The sequence below is a fragment of the Streptomyces sp. NPDC029292 genome, assembly GCF_055569295.1.
The window spans coordinates 1-15,501 of the sequence record NZ_JBVHXR010000019.1; the positions used below are offsets into that span (position 1 = coordinate 1).

At 70.0% G+C, this 15,501-nt stretch carries 14 protein-coding genes; 3 read left to right on the forward strand and 11 right to left on the reverse strand.

Going from position 1 to position 15,501, the window contains the following annotated elements; all coding sequences use genetic code 11:
• From ACZ4WS_RS34100 to ACZ4WS_RS34150, 11 genes are all read right to left on the reverse strand, one after another.
• Positions 1–201: cold-shock protein (locus ACZ4WS_RS34100; protein WP_467986623.1), on the reverse strand; the 201-nt coding region annotated here is incomplete at its 3' end.
• 202 nt (positions 202–403) lie between these two features.
• Positions 404–1,234 carry a lactonase family protein gene (locus tag ACZ4WS_RS34105; RefSeq protein ID WP_467986625.1) on the reverse strand — a complete coding sequence of 277 codons (831 nt, stop codon included), beginning with the start codon at positions 1,232–1,234 and terminating at the stop codon, positions 404–406.
• Positions 1,235–1,364: 130 nt separating this feature from the next.
• Positions 1,365–2,954, reverse strand: a complete 1,590-nt coding sequence (locus tag ACZ4WS_RS34110; protein WP_467986626.1) for a carboxylesterase/lipase family protein — start codon at positions 2,952–2,954, stop codon at positions 1,365–1,367.
• A 92-nt stretch (positions 2,955–3,046) separates the two neighbouring features.
• Positions 3,047–3,754, reverse strand: coding sequence for a GntR family transcriptional regulator (locus tag ACZ4WS_RS34115; protein WP_467986628.1), 708 nt, complete (start codon positions 3,752–3,754; stop codon positions 3,047–3,049).
• Positions 3,755–3,861: 107 nt separating this feature from the next.
• Positions 3,862–4,722: an amidohydrolase family protein gene (locus ACZ4WS_RS34120; RefSeq protein ID WP_467986629.1), complete on the reverse strand. Its 861-nt coding sequence runs from the start codon at positions 4,720–4,722 to the stop codon at positions 3,862–3,864.
• Between the two features lie 446 nt (positions 4,723–5,168).
• Positions 5,169–6,248 carry a substrate-binding domain-containing protein gene (locus ACZ4WS_RS34125; RefSeq protein ID WP_467986630.1) on the reverse strand — a complete coding sequence of 360 codons (1,080 nt, stop codon included), beginning with the start codon at positions 6,246–6,248 and terminating at the stop codon, positions 5,169–5,171.
• A 15-nt stretch (positions 6,249–6,263) separates the two neighbouring features.
• Positions 6,264–6,410, reverse strand: a complete 147-nt coding sequence (locus ACZ4WS_RS34130) for a hypothetical protein (RefSeq protein ID WP_467986632.1) — start codon at positions 6,408–6,410, stop codon at positions 6,264–6,266.
• Between the two features lie 263 nt (positions 6,411–6,673).
• A complete protein-coding gene (locus ACZ4WS_RS34135; RefSeq protein ID WP_467986634.1) occupies positions 6,674–7,408 on the reverse strand; it encodes an SRPBCC domain-containing protein in 735 nt (244 codons plus the stop codon).
• Positions 7,409–7,417: 9 nt separating this feature from the next.
• Positions 7,418–8,251 (reverse strand): ABC transporter ATP-binding protein, encoded by an 834-nt coding sequence (locus ACZ4WS_RS34140; protein ID WP_467986635.1) that lies wholly within the window; start codon positions 8,249–8,251, stop codon positions 7,418–7,420.
• Between the two features lie 379 nt (positions 8,252–8,630).
• Complete coding sequence (locus ACZ4WS_RS34145) at positions 8,631–9,761, reverse strand: PP2C family protein-serine/threonine phosphatase (RefSeq protein ID WP_467986637.1); 1,131 nt, start codon at positions 9,759–9,761, stop codon at positions 8,631–8,633.
• Positions 9,762–10,598: 837 nt separating this feature from the next.
• Positions 10,599–10,955, reverse strand: a complete 357-nt coding sequence (locus ACZ4WS_RS34150; protein WP_467986638.1) for a hypothetical protein — start codon at positions 10,953–10,955, stop codon at positions 10,599–10,601.
• Between the two features lie 679 nt (positions 10,956–11,634).
• On the opposite strand from ACZ4WS_RS34150, the gene ACZ4WS_RS34155 reads away from it, so the two are divergent.
• The 3 genes from ACZ4WS_RS34155 to ACZ4WS_RS34165 all read left to right on the forward strand — a co-directional run bounded on the left by ACZ4WS_RS34155 (position 11,635) and on the right by ACZ4WS_RS34165 (position 14,971).
• Positions 11,635–13,500, forward strand: coding sequence for a phage tail sheath family protein (locus tag ACZ4WS_RS34155; protein WP_467986639.1), 1,866 nt, complete (start codon positions 11,635–11,637; stop codon positions 13,498–13,500).
• 19 nt (positions 13,501–13,519) lie between these two features.
• The gene (locus ACZ4WS_RS34160) at positions 13,520–14,044 is read left to right on the forward strand and encodes a phage tail protein (protein WP_067023001.1); all 525 of its coding nucleotides are present in this window, start codon (positions 13,520–13,522) and stop codon (positions 14,042–14,044) included.
• Between the two features lie 147 nt (positions 14,045–14,191).
• Positions 14,192–14,971 (forward strand): T4 family baseplate hub assembly chaperone, encoded by a 780-nt coding sequence (locus ACZ4WS_RS34165; protein WP_467986640.1) that lies wholly within the window; start codon positions 14,192–14,194, stop codon positions 14,969–14,971.
• Positions 14,972–15,501: the final 530 nt, after the last annotated feature.

Below are 15,501 nucleotides of genomic sequence, written 5' to 3' on the forward strand. Positions count from 1 at the left end.
GGCGGGAACGATGTTCTCCGCCTGCGGGCCCTTCTGGCCCTGCGTGACGTCGAAGGTCACCTTCTGGCCTTCCTGAAGCTCACGGAAGCCAGAGGCGGCGATGTTCGAGTAGTGGGCGAAGACGTCGGGGCCTCCACCGTCCTGCTCGATGAAGCCGAAGCCCTTTTCCGCGTTGAACCACTTCACGGTGCCAGTAGCCATGTCAAATCTCCTTCGGGCAGTGCCCGGGGGTGCACACTGTGCGCACTCCCGCGTCGCCGTGATGATTACCCTGCCCAGAAAAAGCACCGGAGGTACTAAAGTGCCTGACACCATGAGGCCATCAAAGCGCTTGTAGCCCATGGGGAACCACAACTGCAACTGAATTGATTATATCATCAAACCGCCGATGCGTGGAAACGGGTTAACCATCAAGCCCACAGAACGTGATGCAGTCGGGATTTGGAATGGCCATCGACTTGCCGGTGTCGGTCAGCCTCCCGGACGTTCGGTCGATACTGAAGAGGTTGATGGAGCTGCTCGCTTCGTTCGCCACGAGCAGCCACCGCCCGCTCCGATGGATCGAGAAGCTCCACGGTGTCCGGCCCCCGCAAGAGATCCGCTGGACCAGCGCGAGCAGGCCGGTTCTCTGGTCGACCGCATGGACGACCAGGGTGTTCTCACCCCGGTTCGACGCGTAGACGAAGCGGCCGTCGCGGCTCATTCCCAGTTCGGCGGCGCTCTTGGTCCCCGTGGAGTCGGGCGTGTAGGTGGGCAGGCTCTGGCGGTGTGTCAGCAGCCCGTCTCTCGGGTTCCAGTCGAGGGTCTGTAGGTCCGCCGTCAGTTCGTTCAGCAGGTAGAGGGTCCGTCCGGAAGGATGGAACACGATGCGCCGCGGGCCCGAGCCGGCTTGCGTGGCGTAGTGGCCCGGGCCGGCGTTCGCGTCGGAGGACAGAATCCGTGTGGCGCGGTCGAAGGGGTAGACGAAGACGCGGTCGGCGCCGAAATCCGCGACCAGCGCGAACCTGCCGTTCGGAGCGATGACCACGTCGTGGGGGTGCGGGCCCTGCTGCCGCGCGTTGGGACCGGAACCCGTGTCCTTCACGACGGACACCGGCGACCCGAGGCGCCCGTCCCTCCCGATCGGGAGGGACGCGGTGAGGCCCGCCTCGAAGTTCGCGACCAAGAGCGTGTCCGAGGGCCTGTCCACACCGATGTACGACAGGCCGCCGCCGCGGAGGAGGAGCTGCCGCACGCGGTCAGCAGCGCCGAGCCGAGCGCCATCGTGGCCGCCAGGGCGACGGCCCGCACACCGCTGCGCCGGACCGGTGTGCTTCTGCCGGTCATGCGGGGATCCGAGTTGTGGTCTCTCATGACGTCTCCTGTCACCATGCCTGCTGGGTATGGAAGAAGCGCTTCCAGAAGTCGAGTCGGGACGGCTCCGCCACCGGGATCGGCCCGAAGCCGTCGCCGACCTCCATCACCGCCTCCGTATCGGGCGAGTACGTCGGCCAGTGGGGAAGTCCGGGGCCGTTGGGGTCGCCGGTGGCGACGAAGTTGGCCCAGTAGCCGGACATGGTCTCCGCGGTCTCGCGGTCCTCGTCGGTCCACTCGGCGCTGTCGCGGTCCAGATTCGCGAACACGAATTCGATCTCGGAGCTGTGCGAGGCACGCCGCGGGTTCTGCCCCCGCGCCGGAGACCGGTGGGTCCAGAAGTAGGTGTACAGCGGGCGGGTGGCGTGCCTGCCCCAGTCCGCTCCCCAGAGAAAGGTGGAGATCCGGGCGTTGTCGCGTACGGCCGCGTTGTGGGCCCGGCCCGCCTCGTCGTCCGAGCCCGCCGGGTACAGCCGTAAGAACTCGTCGGCCATCGCGCCGAACTTCCGCCGGGCCGCGGCGACGTAGTCGTCCAGGGTCACATGGACCTGGGGCATACCCGGCCGCCAGGCCTTCTTCCCCGCCGCCCGGTAGGCCGCGAAGGTACTCTCGGGGACCGCCCCGCTCTCGTCGAGATTGTTTCCGGCGAGGTAGCAGACGTCGTTCTGCAGCCCCTTCGCGTACGTCTCCTCGTAGCCGCCGGGGATCACCCAGCCGTCGGCGACCGGGCGGAACAGCGGCGGCTTGGCCGAACTCCCGGTCTCGATGGCCCCGTCGACGGCGGCGTCCCCGTCGACCAGCTTCTGCCAGGGCAGCGAGCGCAGCCGGGCCGGCGACCGCGCCCCGCGTTCCTCCGCGTACCGCGCCCCCGAACGCTCGGCGTCGGCCAGAGTCCGGTAGGACGTTGCCAGGTACCGGAGTTCGGGGTCCCTGGAATAGCGGGCGTGGCTCTGGGCGACGGCCCGGTGGAAGAGCCCCTTGGCGAGCGGTGACATGGCCAGGAAGTTCACCGACCCCGCGCCGGCGGACTGCCCGGCGATCGTCACCCGGTCCGGGTCGCCGCCGAAGCCCGCGATGTTGCGTTGCACCCACTCAAGGACCGCGATGCCGTCGAGCAGGCCGTAGTTGCCCGAGGCGTGGTGCCTGGACTCCTCGCTCAGCTCCGGCGTGGCCAGGAATCCGAAGGCGCCCAGACGGTAGTTGAAGGTCACCACGATCAGGCCCTTGCGTGCCAGGTTCTCACCGTCGTAGCGCGGGCTCGCGCCGGTGCCCACGCGGAATCCGCCGCCGTAGATCCAGACCAGCACCGGGCGCCGCTCCTCGGCGGAGGCCGCCCCCGTCCAGATGTTGAGGTGGAGGCAGTCCTCGCTCATCGGCAGGTCGATGCCGGCCACCTCGCTGTTCGGCGTCTGCGGGCACATCGGACCGAAGCGGTCGGCCCTGCGCACACCCGGCCACGGCGCCGGCGGTTGCGGCGGCCTCCAGCGGAGCTCCCCGACCGGGGGAGCCGCGTAGGGGATCCCCCGGAAGACGGTGAGCGAGCGGTCCCGGCCCGGTATGCCTTCCACCAGTCCCGATTCGGTTTCCACTGGATGGCGCATGAAGTCCCTTCCTGGTCGGCGGCGAACAAGTCGGTGGCAAGCAAGTGGTGGCGAAGAAGCCGGCGGCGAACAAGTCGGTGGCGAATGACTCGTCAATCGGCTGAGGACTCGGGGCGGTCGCGAGCCGACCGGAGCAGCAGCGCCTGCCGGGCGGAGGCGACGTGGTGGCGCATCGCGGCGACGGCGGCCTCGGGGTTGCGGGTGACGATGGCCAGGAGAATGGCCTGGTGCTCCTCGAGGGACCCGGCCCTCGGGTGCTGTGCGGAGAGGTTGCGGTACTGGCGCATCACGAGCGGGTACAGGAGGGTGTCGTACGCCCGTGCCAGGGTCTGCTGATGGGCTGCCTCCTTCACCTGCTGGTGGAATCTTCGGTTGCCCCGCGAATAACCCGCCTGGTCCCCACGGGACTTGCAGTCCTCCATCGCCTCCAGCGTGCGGCGCAGTTCGCGGATCTCCTCCTCGGTCGCCCGCTCCGCCGCCTTGCCGGCCAGGGCGGATTCCAGCGTCTCGCGCGCCTCCAGAATGTCCGCGGCCTCTTCGACCGAGAAACTTCTCGTCCGCACCCCGCGATTGACCTCGCTGGTGACGTAGCCCTCCTGGGTCAGCCGGACCAGGACGGCCCGCATGGTGCTCCGCGAGACGTTGAACATCCTGGTCAGGTCCGCCTCGGTGAGCCGCGCGCCCGGCTCGACGCTTCCCGACAGCAGCAGCGAGCGCAGCCCTTCGTACGCCTGGCTGTGCCGGGTCGGCGAGGTTCTGCCCGCGTCCACGACATCGTCGTAACCGCTGATATCCACCATGATCACCTTTATGCATCGGGAGGGATGACGACTGCTCCGGGAGTATGGCCTGTGGCAGGCGGCCTGTCGGACGGGGCAGCTCCGCGGAGTCGGTGCCACCGGACCGATCAGTCCCGCGCCGCGGTGAGCTCCGGGTACAGGCGCCGCGCCGTGCCCGCGAAGATCTCCTGACGGGCGTGGATCGGCAGTACCGCGAGGACGTCCTGGGCGAGTTGGAGCAACTCCGGCAGCGACTGTTCGGCGGCCGGGCAGTTCGAACCCCAGGCGATCCGCTCGGCGCCGAATGCCTCGACCACGGGCTCGAGGAAGTCGACCGCCTCGTCGCCGGCGTCGCTCAGCCGCTCCAGGTTCCGGTGGGTGAGCTTGAGGTGCAGGCCCGGGTGGATCGCGAGCTGTGCCACCTCGCTCCCGGCGTGCGCGGGCGAGGCGGCGATGTCGGGATAGCCGATGTGGTCGAGGAGCACCCGTACGTCGGGGAACCGCCCCAGGAACGACTCCAGTTGCTTGGTCGCCGCCCCGAGGCGCATCTGGAGGCAGACGGTGATGCCCAGCTCCCCCGCCTTGCGCCAGAACTCGTATGTCTCGGGAGCGGCGAACCACTCGCCCTGGGTCGGTATGGTGCTGCCGCTGGTGAACAGCCGCACCCCGGCCAGGCCGCCGTCGCCGACCGCGGCAGCCAGGCTCGAGGCGGCGTCCGGCCGCAGCGGATCGAAGGTGCCCACGGCGACGAAGCGGTCCGGCCGGCGCCGGCAGCTGTCCAGGACATACGAGTTGTCGTAGCCGTAGGCCGTGGTGGCCTGTACCAGGACGGCCTGCCTGATGTCCGTCTCGTCCATGCGGGTGACCATCCCCTCCGCGGTCACCGGCCGGGACGAGGCCCAGTCCGACTGCTTCCCGCCGATCGGCGCCCGCGGGTACCCGGTCAGGTCCTCCGAGATGATGTGGCAGTGCGCGTCGACCACGTCCACGTTCCAACTCCCTTGCTGTGTCGGCTGTTTCACCACGCTGTGGGCCGGGCGCTCAGGCGTCCGGGTAATCGCCCCCGGCGAAGAGCGCCTGCGGGTCCGCTGCGGAGTCCGGGTCGAGCAGGCCCTGGTCCTGGGAGAACCGCACGATCGCGGTGAGGCTCGGTTCGTTGACCCGGATGCCGTACGGGACGGGGTCGCCGTTGATCTGCCGCCCCTGCCGGGCGAATCGGGGAAGTGCCGACCACTCCGGATCGGCCGCGAGCTGCCTCCGCTTGCTCTCGACCAGCGCCCGGTAGAGCGCGGTCGGCAGGTCCGGGTTCCGCTCGACCAGGTCGGAGCGGAGTGCGATCAGCGAGTGCAGCGGATAGATGCCGGTCCGCAGGTACCAGTCCGCGCCGAGGTATTCGGCCTCGGCGAAGAGTGGGCAGGGGCCCTCGCCCTTGTCCTTACTCTTGTCCTCTCCCTTGCCCTCGGTGCCGCCGGCCGCCGTCCAGCCGGCCCGGGGCGCGCCGGCCCGCCCGGTCCCGGCGTTGCCGGTGAACGCGGCGTCGATCTCCCCGGCCCGCAGCAGCTCGCCCAGCGAGCGCCCGTCGTTCGAGAAGGCCCTGTTCGGGAGCGCCTTGTTCGAGAACACCCCGTTCGACGAAGGCCGCTTCCTTCTCGATCGCGCCGACGTCGACCGGCGACCGTACGAGCCCCTGCTCAAGGGCGTAACACCCCGCGATCTCAAGGCACCTGGCCAGAGGCTCGCTCCAACCGGCCGCGGCCGCACGTCCGGCGGGCGTCCCGTCCCGCTCCCCGGCGGTGGCGGCGATCGCGTCCTTCAGAGCGCGATAGAGCGCGAGCACCGCATCGGGGGCGGACCGCAGCACGTCATCGCGCACGACGATCAGATGGTTGGCCGGGACGGTCCCGTGCCGTTCGATCCAGGCGCGCGCGGCGGCCTCCGCGTCCGCGATGACCGGGACCAGCCCGGCACCCTGGCCCCCGATCGCGCGCGGGCCGAGCACGGCCGCCGCCACGTCCCCGTCGCGCAGCAGGTCCGCGACCCGCCCGGCCGGTGAACGCGCCACGTTCGGCGGCTCGCGGTACTGCGCGACATGGGGCTCCTCGGTGGTGACCCAGGTGACGTCCGAGGCCTCCACGTCGTACTCCTCGCGCAGGATGCCGCGCACCCACAGTCCGGTGGTCTGGCTGTAGGAGCGCACGCCGACCCGCTGTCCGACGAGTTGACGTGGCGACAGCTCCGGACCGTCCGGCAGGCGGGTCAGCGAATGGTGGTGGGTGTTGCCGACCATGACCACCGGCAGCAGCGCGATCGGGATGCCGGCGTCCCGTGCCTGCAGGTACGTCGCCAGCGCCATCTCGCAGACGTCGAACTCCAGGTCACGGACCATCCGGGCGAAGGCCGGGTACAGCGGGGAGGACTCCGCGAAGCGGCAGTCGACCCCCGCCACGGGAAGCGTCCGCTCCTTCAGCGGCCGGGTGTGCGGGTAGTCCCCCAGCAGGACGGTCAGTGATGTCATCGCTTCCACCCCCTCTCACACGTCCTCGCCGTACATGAGCCGCCGGTAGGGCACGCTCAGCACGTCGCGGGTGATCCGTACGTCGATGACGGTCGGCCGGGGCGTGCGAGATGTGCGGCCACACGACCCCGTACGCGCCGAGGTCCAGGACCTGCTTCGCATGCCACTGCGCCTTCTCGGCGCCGTTGGCCGGGATCCGCACGAGCGGGGTGAGCGCGGGTGCCAGGCTGTCCGCCCCGAAGATCTGACGCCGATTCAGGAGGTACTGGAGACTGTCCCGGAGTGCGGTGACGTCCCATGGCTTGTGTTCCGTCTCGAAGACCAGGCCGTCGTAGTCCGTGGTGCTGAACTCGACGGCGGCCGCCGGGTCGGCCGACGCGAAGGACGCGAAGACGTGCTGCCCCGCCTCCAGCGCGCCGATCACCCTATTGAGCCTGGACGCTGTCATGGCCGACCTCCTCTGTCGGGTGTTGCTCAACCGGGTGCGGGAACTCGGCGGGTGACACGTGTCGGTCCGGTGGCGGTGTCTGTCGCCGGTGCAGCAGGCGGGCCAGCCAGGCGCGGCACCGGCCCAGCGGGCCGAGGGGCCGCGGTGCCACGGCGGGACGCGCGGCGGCAGTCGCGTCTGCGGCCGAATCGCCGCCGCTGCCGAGGCCGGCGGTCGGTGCCGGTGCCGCTGCCGCTGCCGCTGGAGTGTGCGGCTCGGCGGGCTCGGCGCAGCGCTGGATCAACTGCGCGGAGAAGTCCCTGGTCATTCTGGAGACCACGACCCCGGCACCCGACTCGATCAACGAGGCGAGTTTGCCGGTGAGTTGGACCTCGCCGTGCACGGTCACCCGCGCATCGCCGGGGCCCTCGCCCGCCGCCACGCGGAACGTGGCGTGAGCGCTGAAGCGCGTCGCCCCCTGTCTGTCCCGGCCGCGGGCCGAGAGGCGGCCCTCGAACTCGGACTCCGCCAGCTCCAGGCTGACCCGGGCGGCGAACCTGACCCGTAGCGCCCCGAACTTGACGACCAGGGTCCCGTCGAAGGAGCCGTCGTCGTGGGCCGCCCCGAGCTCGGCGCCACTGATGCAGGACACGACGTCCGAGGGACTCGACACGACGTGCCAGACGGTTTTCGGGGGACTCGGAACGGCGATCGCTTCCGTGATCGATATCAACGTTGGACCTCACATGGCAGCTTGGCGGCTGGGCGGTCTTCTACGCTGTGGCGTCCGACATCTCCAGCTCGGACTTGAAGAGATTCCAGAGATCGTTGTAGAGCTCCGCGAACTCGCCCGACTCGACGAGAGAGCCGATGCTGCGGGGCGCTCGAAGGGCACGGGAAGGACGCGGCGGACCGTGCCGGGCCCGTTGGACATCACGATGACCTCGTCGGCGAGGTAGATCGCCTCGTTGAGGTCGTGCGTGACGAAGACGAGCGTGCCGCGCTGCTCCTCCCAGAGGTTGAGCAGGTCCTGTTGGAGCTTGAGCCGGGTGATGGCGTCCAGGGGCCCGAAGGGCTCGTCCATGAGCACGATGGACGGGTCGTAGATCAGCGCCCGCGCGATCGAGCAGCGTTTCTGCATCCCGCCGGAGAGCTCTCGGGGGTAGTGGTTCTCGAATCCGGTGAGGCCGACGACCTTGACCCAGTGGGCGATCCGTTCGTCCCGCTCCGCTTTGGGAACCTTGCGGAACTTCAGCGCCAGGCCGATGTTGGCCTTGACGCTGAGCCAGGGCAGCAGGTTGGCCTGCTGAGTCACGTACGCCGCTTCGGAGTTGACGGCGGTGACGGGCTCGCCGCCGAAGTAGACCTCTCCCCGGGTCGGGGAGAGCAGCCCGGCGGCGAGATTGAGGATGGTGCTCTTGCCGCATCCGCTGGGCCCGATCACGGCGACGAACTTGCCTCGCTCGACCTGGAACGACACGTCCTCGATGGCCGGTTGGTGGCTGCCCGGGAACTCCAGGGTGACGTGCTCGAAGCGGAGGGCCTCCGCATGTGGGTCGCGCTGATTGGTCGACATCATTGTCTCCTTGACCGGCCTACGGATGGGGTAGGGCGGTCCTGCGCCTGCGCTTGTGGGGTGTTCGGATGTGCCCGTGCAGTCGGTCTTCTCGACAGTCGGCGGCTGGTGCGCGCATGCACAGGAGCCTTGCTGCGTTCGTCTGCTGGTGCGCTCGCATGCCACGTGTTCGACGCGGCGATTGTCCGACAAGCGGTGATGGGAACGTAACACCGCCGACCCCCGCCTTCAATAAGTCTGCAGGAAGAAGATTCCTCTCGGGGGCACCCAACACCCTTGTCGCTTGCGATTGTTGGACAATCCAAAGCAAGCTCACAGTCGCTGCTCCGGGACGTCGACTGCCGCCACCGTCAGCGCGTCTCCCGATGTACCGCCACCGTCAGGTCGCCACCCGATGTACCGCCAGCAGCGCCTGGTCGTCCTGGGGCCTGCCGCCGCAGTGCCGGCGTACGTCGGCCGCGAGCAGGTGCAGCAGCCGCTCCGCGATGTCCGGCCGGTGCGGGTCCACGGGGCGCTGTGGGAGCAGGTCCGGCAGCCGGGCCATCGGATCGTAGAAGCGCCCGTGCCGGTCGCGTGCCTCGGTGAGGCCGTCGGTGTAGCACAGCAGAGTCGCTCCCGCGGGGAGGCTGAAGGACTCCACCGGCGACTCCCACACCCCGAGGGCGCTCATTCCCAGCGGCGGAGCCTCCTGTGCCGGAGTCCAGGCGACGACGGCGCCGTCCGCGGCCAGCAGCAGGGGCGCCGGATGACCACGGTTGACCACGCGCACCGCTTCGCCGTGGAGATCGAACTCGACGACCAGCGCCGTGGTGAACCCCTCCTCCTCTTCCAGCCCGCCGCGCACCTCCCCTTCGCGCAGCAGCGCGGCCTCCAGCATGCCCAGCAGCTCGGGCAGATCGCGGGCGTGGTGGGCGGCGTACCGAAAGGCCCAGATGTCGGCGCACGCCGCCCGCACCGCGTCCAGGCCCTTGCCGCGTACGTCGCCGATGAGGGCCCGCGTTCCGAAGGCGGTGTGCTGCACCACGTACAGATCGCCCCCGATCAGCCCCTCCTCCTCGGCCGGCTCGTACCGGGCGGCGATCCGCAGGCCGCCGATCCGGCCCGGCGGGGTGGGCAGAACCGCCTGCTGCACGATGGCGGAGATGCGGCGCACCCGGCGGATGCGATCCTCCCGGTGGACGAGCATGCGGTTGATGGCGACGGCGAGCGCGGTGACCCCCGCGAGGGTGAGCTGGTTCGCCAGACCGTGCTGCCAGCCGAACGTGTGATCGATGGCGGCGAGAAAGGCGTGCACGACCATGGCCGTCACTCCCACCGCCACGATGCCCGGCGGGCTCATCACCGAGGCGGCGGCGACCGGCGCGGCGATGATGAGCGGAGCCGTGGTCACGTCCGTCGGTGTGGCCAGGTCTCCCACGACGGCCAGCACGATGATGCCCCAGGGAATCACCCAGGCGCCGCGATGCCGATCCACACGCCCCACCCTGTGCGCACCGCCCCGGATCCGCATCCCGGGGCGGGAGAAGCGACCGGGCAGCCCGTTCCTGAAGGCTGCATGTCGTGTCGTCCACGCCGTAGGCGCCGACGGTGGTCTGGGTTCCGCCGGAGTCCGAGACGCAGCCGTGGACGGACAGGGCGGCCACCGCCACGATGCCGATCACGGGTGAGGTGCCGAACTCGGGCAGTGTGGATCCGAGATTCGCCGAGATCGCCGTACCGGTCGCGTCGGCCGAGTGCCGCTTCGACGAGGTGCCCCTCCTCCAGGGCGCCGGGATCCGCGAGCCGGCCCTCCACGGATGCTTGCTGCCGGGTCTCGCCGCCGACACGGCCCGGAGCGACGGCAGGCCGGCCCTGTCCCGCCGCCACCTGACCGGGCCCCTGGCTGACGCTTCTTTCCACGCTTCTCGGTGCCGTTGTCGGAGTCGGATCGACCCTGCTGGCCGATCGCGCCCGCTGGGGACGCGAGGTCCAGACACAGGCGTTGGAACACAGACGTGCGCTCTACGGCGAGTTCCTCACGACTCTCAACCTCGCTCAGGAGTCACTCTTCGCGGTGGCCTACGGCCGCCATCCGGCCGAGCTGTCGCGGGATCTCGCCGCGCGCGCAACTTTCGGCGATCACCAGGTCTACGCGGTCCGGGAACAACTCGTACTCTCAGGCCGCGAACCGGTCGTGGCCGTCGCAGACCAGGCGGTCGTACGGCATCGCCCTGCGCGACCTGCGCCACGCCATGCGAGACGAACTCGGCGAACCACGCCTGGCGACGGACGTCTCCAGCTGACACGCACCATGCCACCGCTGCCACACCTCGCGAGCGGGCGAGCCACCGATCAGCTGATCAACCGATCAACGATGCCGGCCACCACGCTTAGAGGGCTGGGGGCGGTCACCACCACGCTTGGGGGGCCGGGGGCGGTCCCAAAGAAGGTTCACGACGTGGGTGCCGAGGGCAGCGGGGACGACGACACCGGCAATCCACGTCGTGCGCAGCCGGATGTCGGCCCAGGACCAGGCTGTGTCCCATCCGTGGGGCAGGCCCGTGAGCACCATCGAAGTCAGGAGCGAGAGGGCAGCCGACCAGAGCGCGGCGGCAACCAGGTAGGCGATCCAGCCGGGGGTGCGACGGTCACGACTCGTCAGCCACCGGCGGGCGAGACCATGTGCAGGCACCACACCGGCGAAGCTCATGATGCATGCCAGCATCACCACCGACGGAAGACCGCCGCTGTTTCCGACGGTCAGCCACTGTATGCCGAGTACCAGAGCGACAGGGCGAGCCCCACGCACCACGCTCTCGTGAGATGTCGTTCCACGCCGCCCCCCTCATCGTTTCGGGAGTGCAGTGTCGTTCACGGCGACCTGCCGGCACCAGGTCAGGCGCGCTCAAAAACGTTTGATGTGGCCGGTGATGAGCCTCAGACCCTGTTACACCGATGTAAACGACCTGCAGCTGAGTGACTCGGCGTCAAGCCGAATTTCGGCCTCGGCGACGGCCAGTTGACTCGGCGGCTCCCACAGCAGGTCCACAGGCCTACACGAGCGCAAACTTTGCTTGCTGCGAACACGCCCTTCACAGAACCTCCTCCCACGGTGTCCTGAACAGGCCTTGTCTCGTCAACTGCACGCACTCCAGAGTGTGTTGAGCACACACGCATCAGGAGTCACAAGCGCATTGCTTGACCCGGGCGGCCAACCGCCCGGGGACTGACGGGGGAAAACTGATGAAGAGTGTGCGATCGACGCGCCCCTTGGACCTAGGGGCCCATACGGTCGCGCACGCCGTAGTGGGCCGGCCTTGCGACGGGTCGACCCGCTGACGAGCCGTCTCCCTCTGCCGTCTCTTGGTGCCTCACCCGGTGCCTGAGAAGGGATAGGAGGGGGAATGCCGACGAATGCAGTGAGCGCTGCCAAGCCGACATATCCCGGCGTCTACGTCGAAGAGCTTCCCAGCAGTGTCCGCACCATCTCGACCGTGACCACCTCGGTGACCGCCTTCGTGGGTCACACCCGGCGCGGTCCGCTCAACGAGCCGGTGCGCGTCACGAGTTTCACCGAGTTCGAGCGCCGCTTCGGGGGCCTCAGCGCACAGAGCGCCGTCGGCTACGCGGTGCACCAGTTCTTCGGCAACGGCGGCACCGTCGCCGTGATCGTGCGGGTCGCGAAGGCGAACACCGGCAAGGCCGCCTGCGTGAGCCTCGAGTCGACCGAGGGCCACAGCCAGAGCGCGGTCCTCGACGTACACGCCAAGGAACCCGGCGTGTGGGGCAACGGCCTGCGCGTCGCCGTCGACTACGACACACCGCATCCGGACGAGACGTTCAACCTGCGGGTGTACGACGCCAGGGGCCAGGCCCGCGAGTCCTTCACCGGCCTCTCCCTGGACCCGGCCAGCGGCCGGTACGCCCCGACCTTGGTCAACACCGGCTCGCGCCTGATCCGCGTGGACGTCGTCGGTGAGGGCCGCCCCGACCCGTCGGGCACCGTCTCCAAGCCGTTCGGGCGCGAACTGCCGGACCTCGCGGTCGACTTGACCGTGAAGATCGGCGAGGTCGAGCGCGAGTTCACGCTGTACGACCCCGAGTGCGACGGCGAGGCTCCGTGCACCGTCGCCGAGTTGGCGCTGCTCCTCGAGCGCAAGCTGCGCGCGCTGCCCGACGCACCCGGCAAGCACGCCTTCGCCGGTGTCGAGGTGACCGCGTTCGGCCGACGGCTCCAGGTCGTCGCCGGCTCCACCGACCCCGAGGACGTCGTCCGCTTCCTCGGCGAGTGCGCCAACGACCTGGGGCTCGAGGCCTCGGTCAACCCGCCGGTGTTCCCGCTGGGCGGCGGCCAGGACGGCGAGGCACCGGGCCCGCGCGACCTGATCGGCAGTGAGGCGGACAAGACCGGCATCCAGGCACTGCGCGACGTCGCCGACGTCAACCTGCTGGCTCTGCCGGAGCTGGCGGCGTACGAGTCGACCGACGACATGGTGACGGTCGTCTCGGCGGCACAGCGCCTGTGCGAACAGCAGCGGATCTTCCTCCTGGTCGACGCCCCGGGCTCGTGGGGCAGCGTCGACGCGGCGCGTGCGGGCCTGTCCGCGTTCGACGCGGTGCGCGGCAACCACGCGGGCCTGTACTTCCCGCATCTGCAGCTCACCGACCCGCTCACCGGGCGGCTTCGCGCCTTCCCGCCGTCGGGCGCCGTGGCGGGCGTGTTCGCCCGTACGGACTCCGAGCGCGGCGTGTGGAAGGCGCCCGCCGGAACGGAGGCGCGGCTCGCGGGTGTGCACTCGCTGACGGTTCAGCTGACCGACCGCGAGAACGGGCTGCTCAACCCGCTGGGCGTGAACTGCCTGCGCACCTTCCCGATGGTGGGCCCCCTCGTGTGGGGGGCGCGCACCCTTGAGGGCTCCGACGCCCTCGACAGCGACTGGAAGTACGTGCCGGTGCGGCGGCTCGCGCTGTATGTGGAGGAGAGCCTGCAACGCGGCCTGCAGTGGGTCGTGTTCGAGCCGAACGACGAGAACCTGTGGCAGCAGATCCGCCTCAGCGCCTCCTCGTATCTGCACACGCTGTTCCGTCAGGGCGCCTTCAAGGGCAGCACGCCGCGTGAGGCGTACTTCGTCAAGTGCGACAAGGACACCACGACGGACGAGGACATCGCGAACGGCGTCGTGAACGTGCTGGTCGGCATCGCGCCGGTCAGGCCCGCCGAGTTCGTGATCGTCAAGATCCAGCAGACGTCCGGACAGTTCGAGCTCTAAGGAATTCCGAGGAAATTCGATGGCTGAGTTCACGGTCAACGCCCATCGTTTCGATCCGTACAAGAACTTCAAGTTCCTGGTCCTGTGGGACGGTCGTACGGTCGCGGGCATCAGCAAGGTCAGTCCGCTCAAGCGGACCACCGAAGTCGTGAAGCACCGGCACGGCGGCGATCCGAGCTCCCCGCGCAAGTCGCCGGGACGCTCCGAGTTCGAGGGCATCACGCTGGAGCGCGGCGTGACGCACGACCCCGAGTTCGACCGCTGGGCCAACAAGGTCTGGCAGGTCGGCGCCGGGCTCGGCTCCGAGGTGTCGCTCGCGGACTTCCGCAAGGACATCGTCATCCAGGTCCTCAACGAGGCCGGCCAGGTCGCCGTCTCGCACAAGCTCTACCGGACCTGGCCGAGCGAGTACCAGGTGCTCGGCGAGCTGGACGCGAACGCCAACGCGGTGGCGATCCAGAGCCTGAAGCTCGAGTGCGAGGGCTGGGAGCGGGACTACGAGGTGCCGGAGCCTGAGGAACCGTCGTTCCTCAACCCCGCCTGAACACATCGATGGATGTGCGAGGGGAGCTGCGGGCCGTATGTGGCTGGTCACGCCCACGCGGCGGAGCCGCATGGTCTCACAGCCCCGCGCCCCTGAAGGGGCGCGGACGAGAGCAGGTTGCGTACGAAGGAACGGACGGGTGCACACATGGCGATCGCTCAAGCCGCTGAGCTGCTTGCCACCTGGGAGGCCGGGCTCGACCGGACCTTCGACGGACGTGCCCTGCTGCTGCACCACGCGGCGCGCCCGGACACCGGCGGCGACAGCGAAGCGCTGCTGTCGCTGCCGGTGGGCGCACGCGAGGCCGACCTGTTCGCGCTGCGCCGGGCCCTGTTCGGCGAGCGGATGCAGGTGCGCCTGGAGTGCGGGGTGTGCGGGGCGGACATGGAATTCGACCTGGACGCCGGTGAGTTCGCCCGGTCGTTGCGTGTACCCGACGCATCGTCGGTGCGGATCACGGAGGACGGCTGGGAGGTCGAGTTCCGGCTGCCGAACGTCGCCGACCTCACGGCCGCGGCCCGGCATCACGCCGACGTCCGCGGGGCGCTGCTCGCGCGGTGCGTCGTGTCGGTCGTACGCCACGGGCAGGACGCGCCCGACGGTGTGCCCCACGCCGCACCGGGCGGGGGCGCCGCCTTCGTCGACGTACTGCCGCCGTCCGTCCAGCGGCGGATCGCCGAGGCCGCGGAGGCGGCCGATCCGGCCGCCGACGTGACGCTCAACGTCAACTGTCCCGAATGCGACGCGGCGACCCGCGCCGAACTGGACATCGCCTCCTACCTGTGGACCGAACTGGACGCCTGGGCAAGGGACTTGCTCCTCGACGTCCATCTGCTCGCCACCGCGTACGGGTGGAGCGAGCCCGAGATCCTGGCGCTCAGCCCGCTGCGGCGCCGCTACTACCTGGAGTTGTGTGCGGATGTCTGACCCCTCCGGGCGCGGGCCCGAGGGCCCCGAGGCCCCCGACTTCCTCGACCGGCTGCTCGCTCGCCACGCCCCGGCCGCCGCACCGCGTCCCGGGGTGGTGCGGGTACGGCCGCGACTCGCCGGCCCCTTCGAGCGGATCGAGGCGGTACGGACCGGGGCACCGGAGGCCGAGGAACCTGTATGGCCGGACACGCCACAAGTCCCGTCGGGGAACGACGAGTTGACGGGGCGACCCGCCTCGCGTGAGGTCCACCTGCGGACGGAGCGGGAGCGGACCGTCGTACGGACCGAGCACGCGCCACAACCCGCGCGGCCCGCTTCTCACCCCGCGGAGCGGCCGGCCCCCGTGGCGCCGCCGCTGCGGCCCTCTGCCGCGGTGACTCCCGGACGGAGGCCCACGCCCGAATCGGGACGCCGTGCGGCGCGCGCCCGAGCGGACGTGCCGGCTGCCCAGAGCGCGGGGGGGGGGGGGGGGGGGGGGGGGGGGGGGGGGGGGGGGGGGGGGGGGGGGGGGGGGTGGGGGGGGTGTA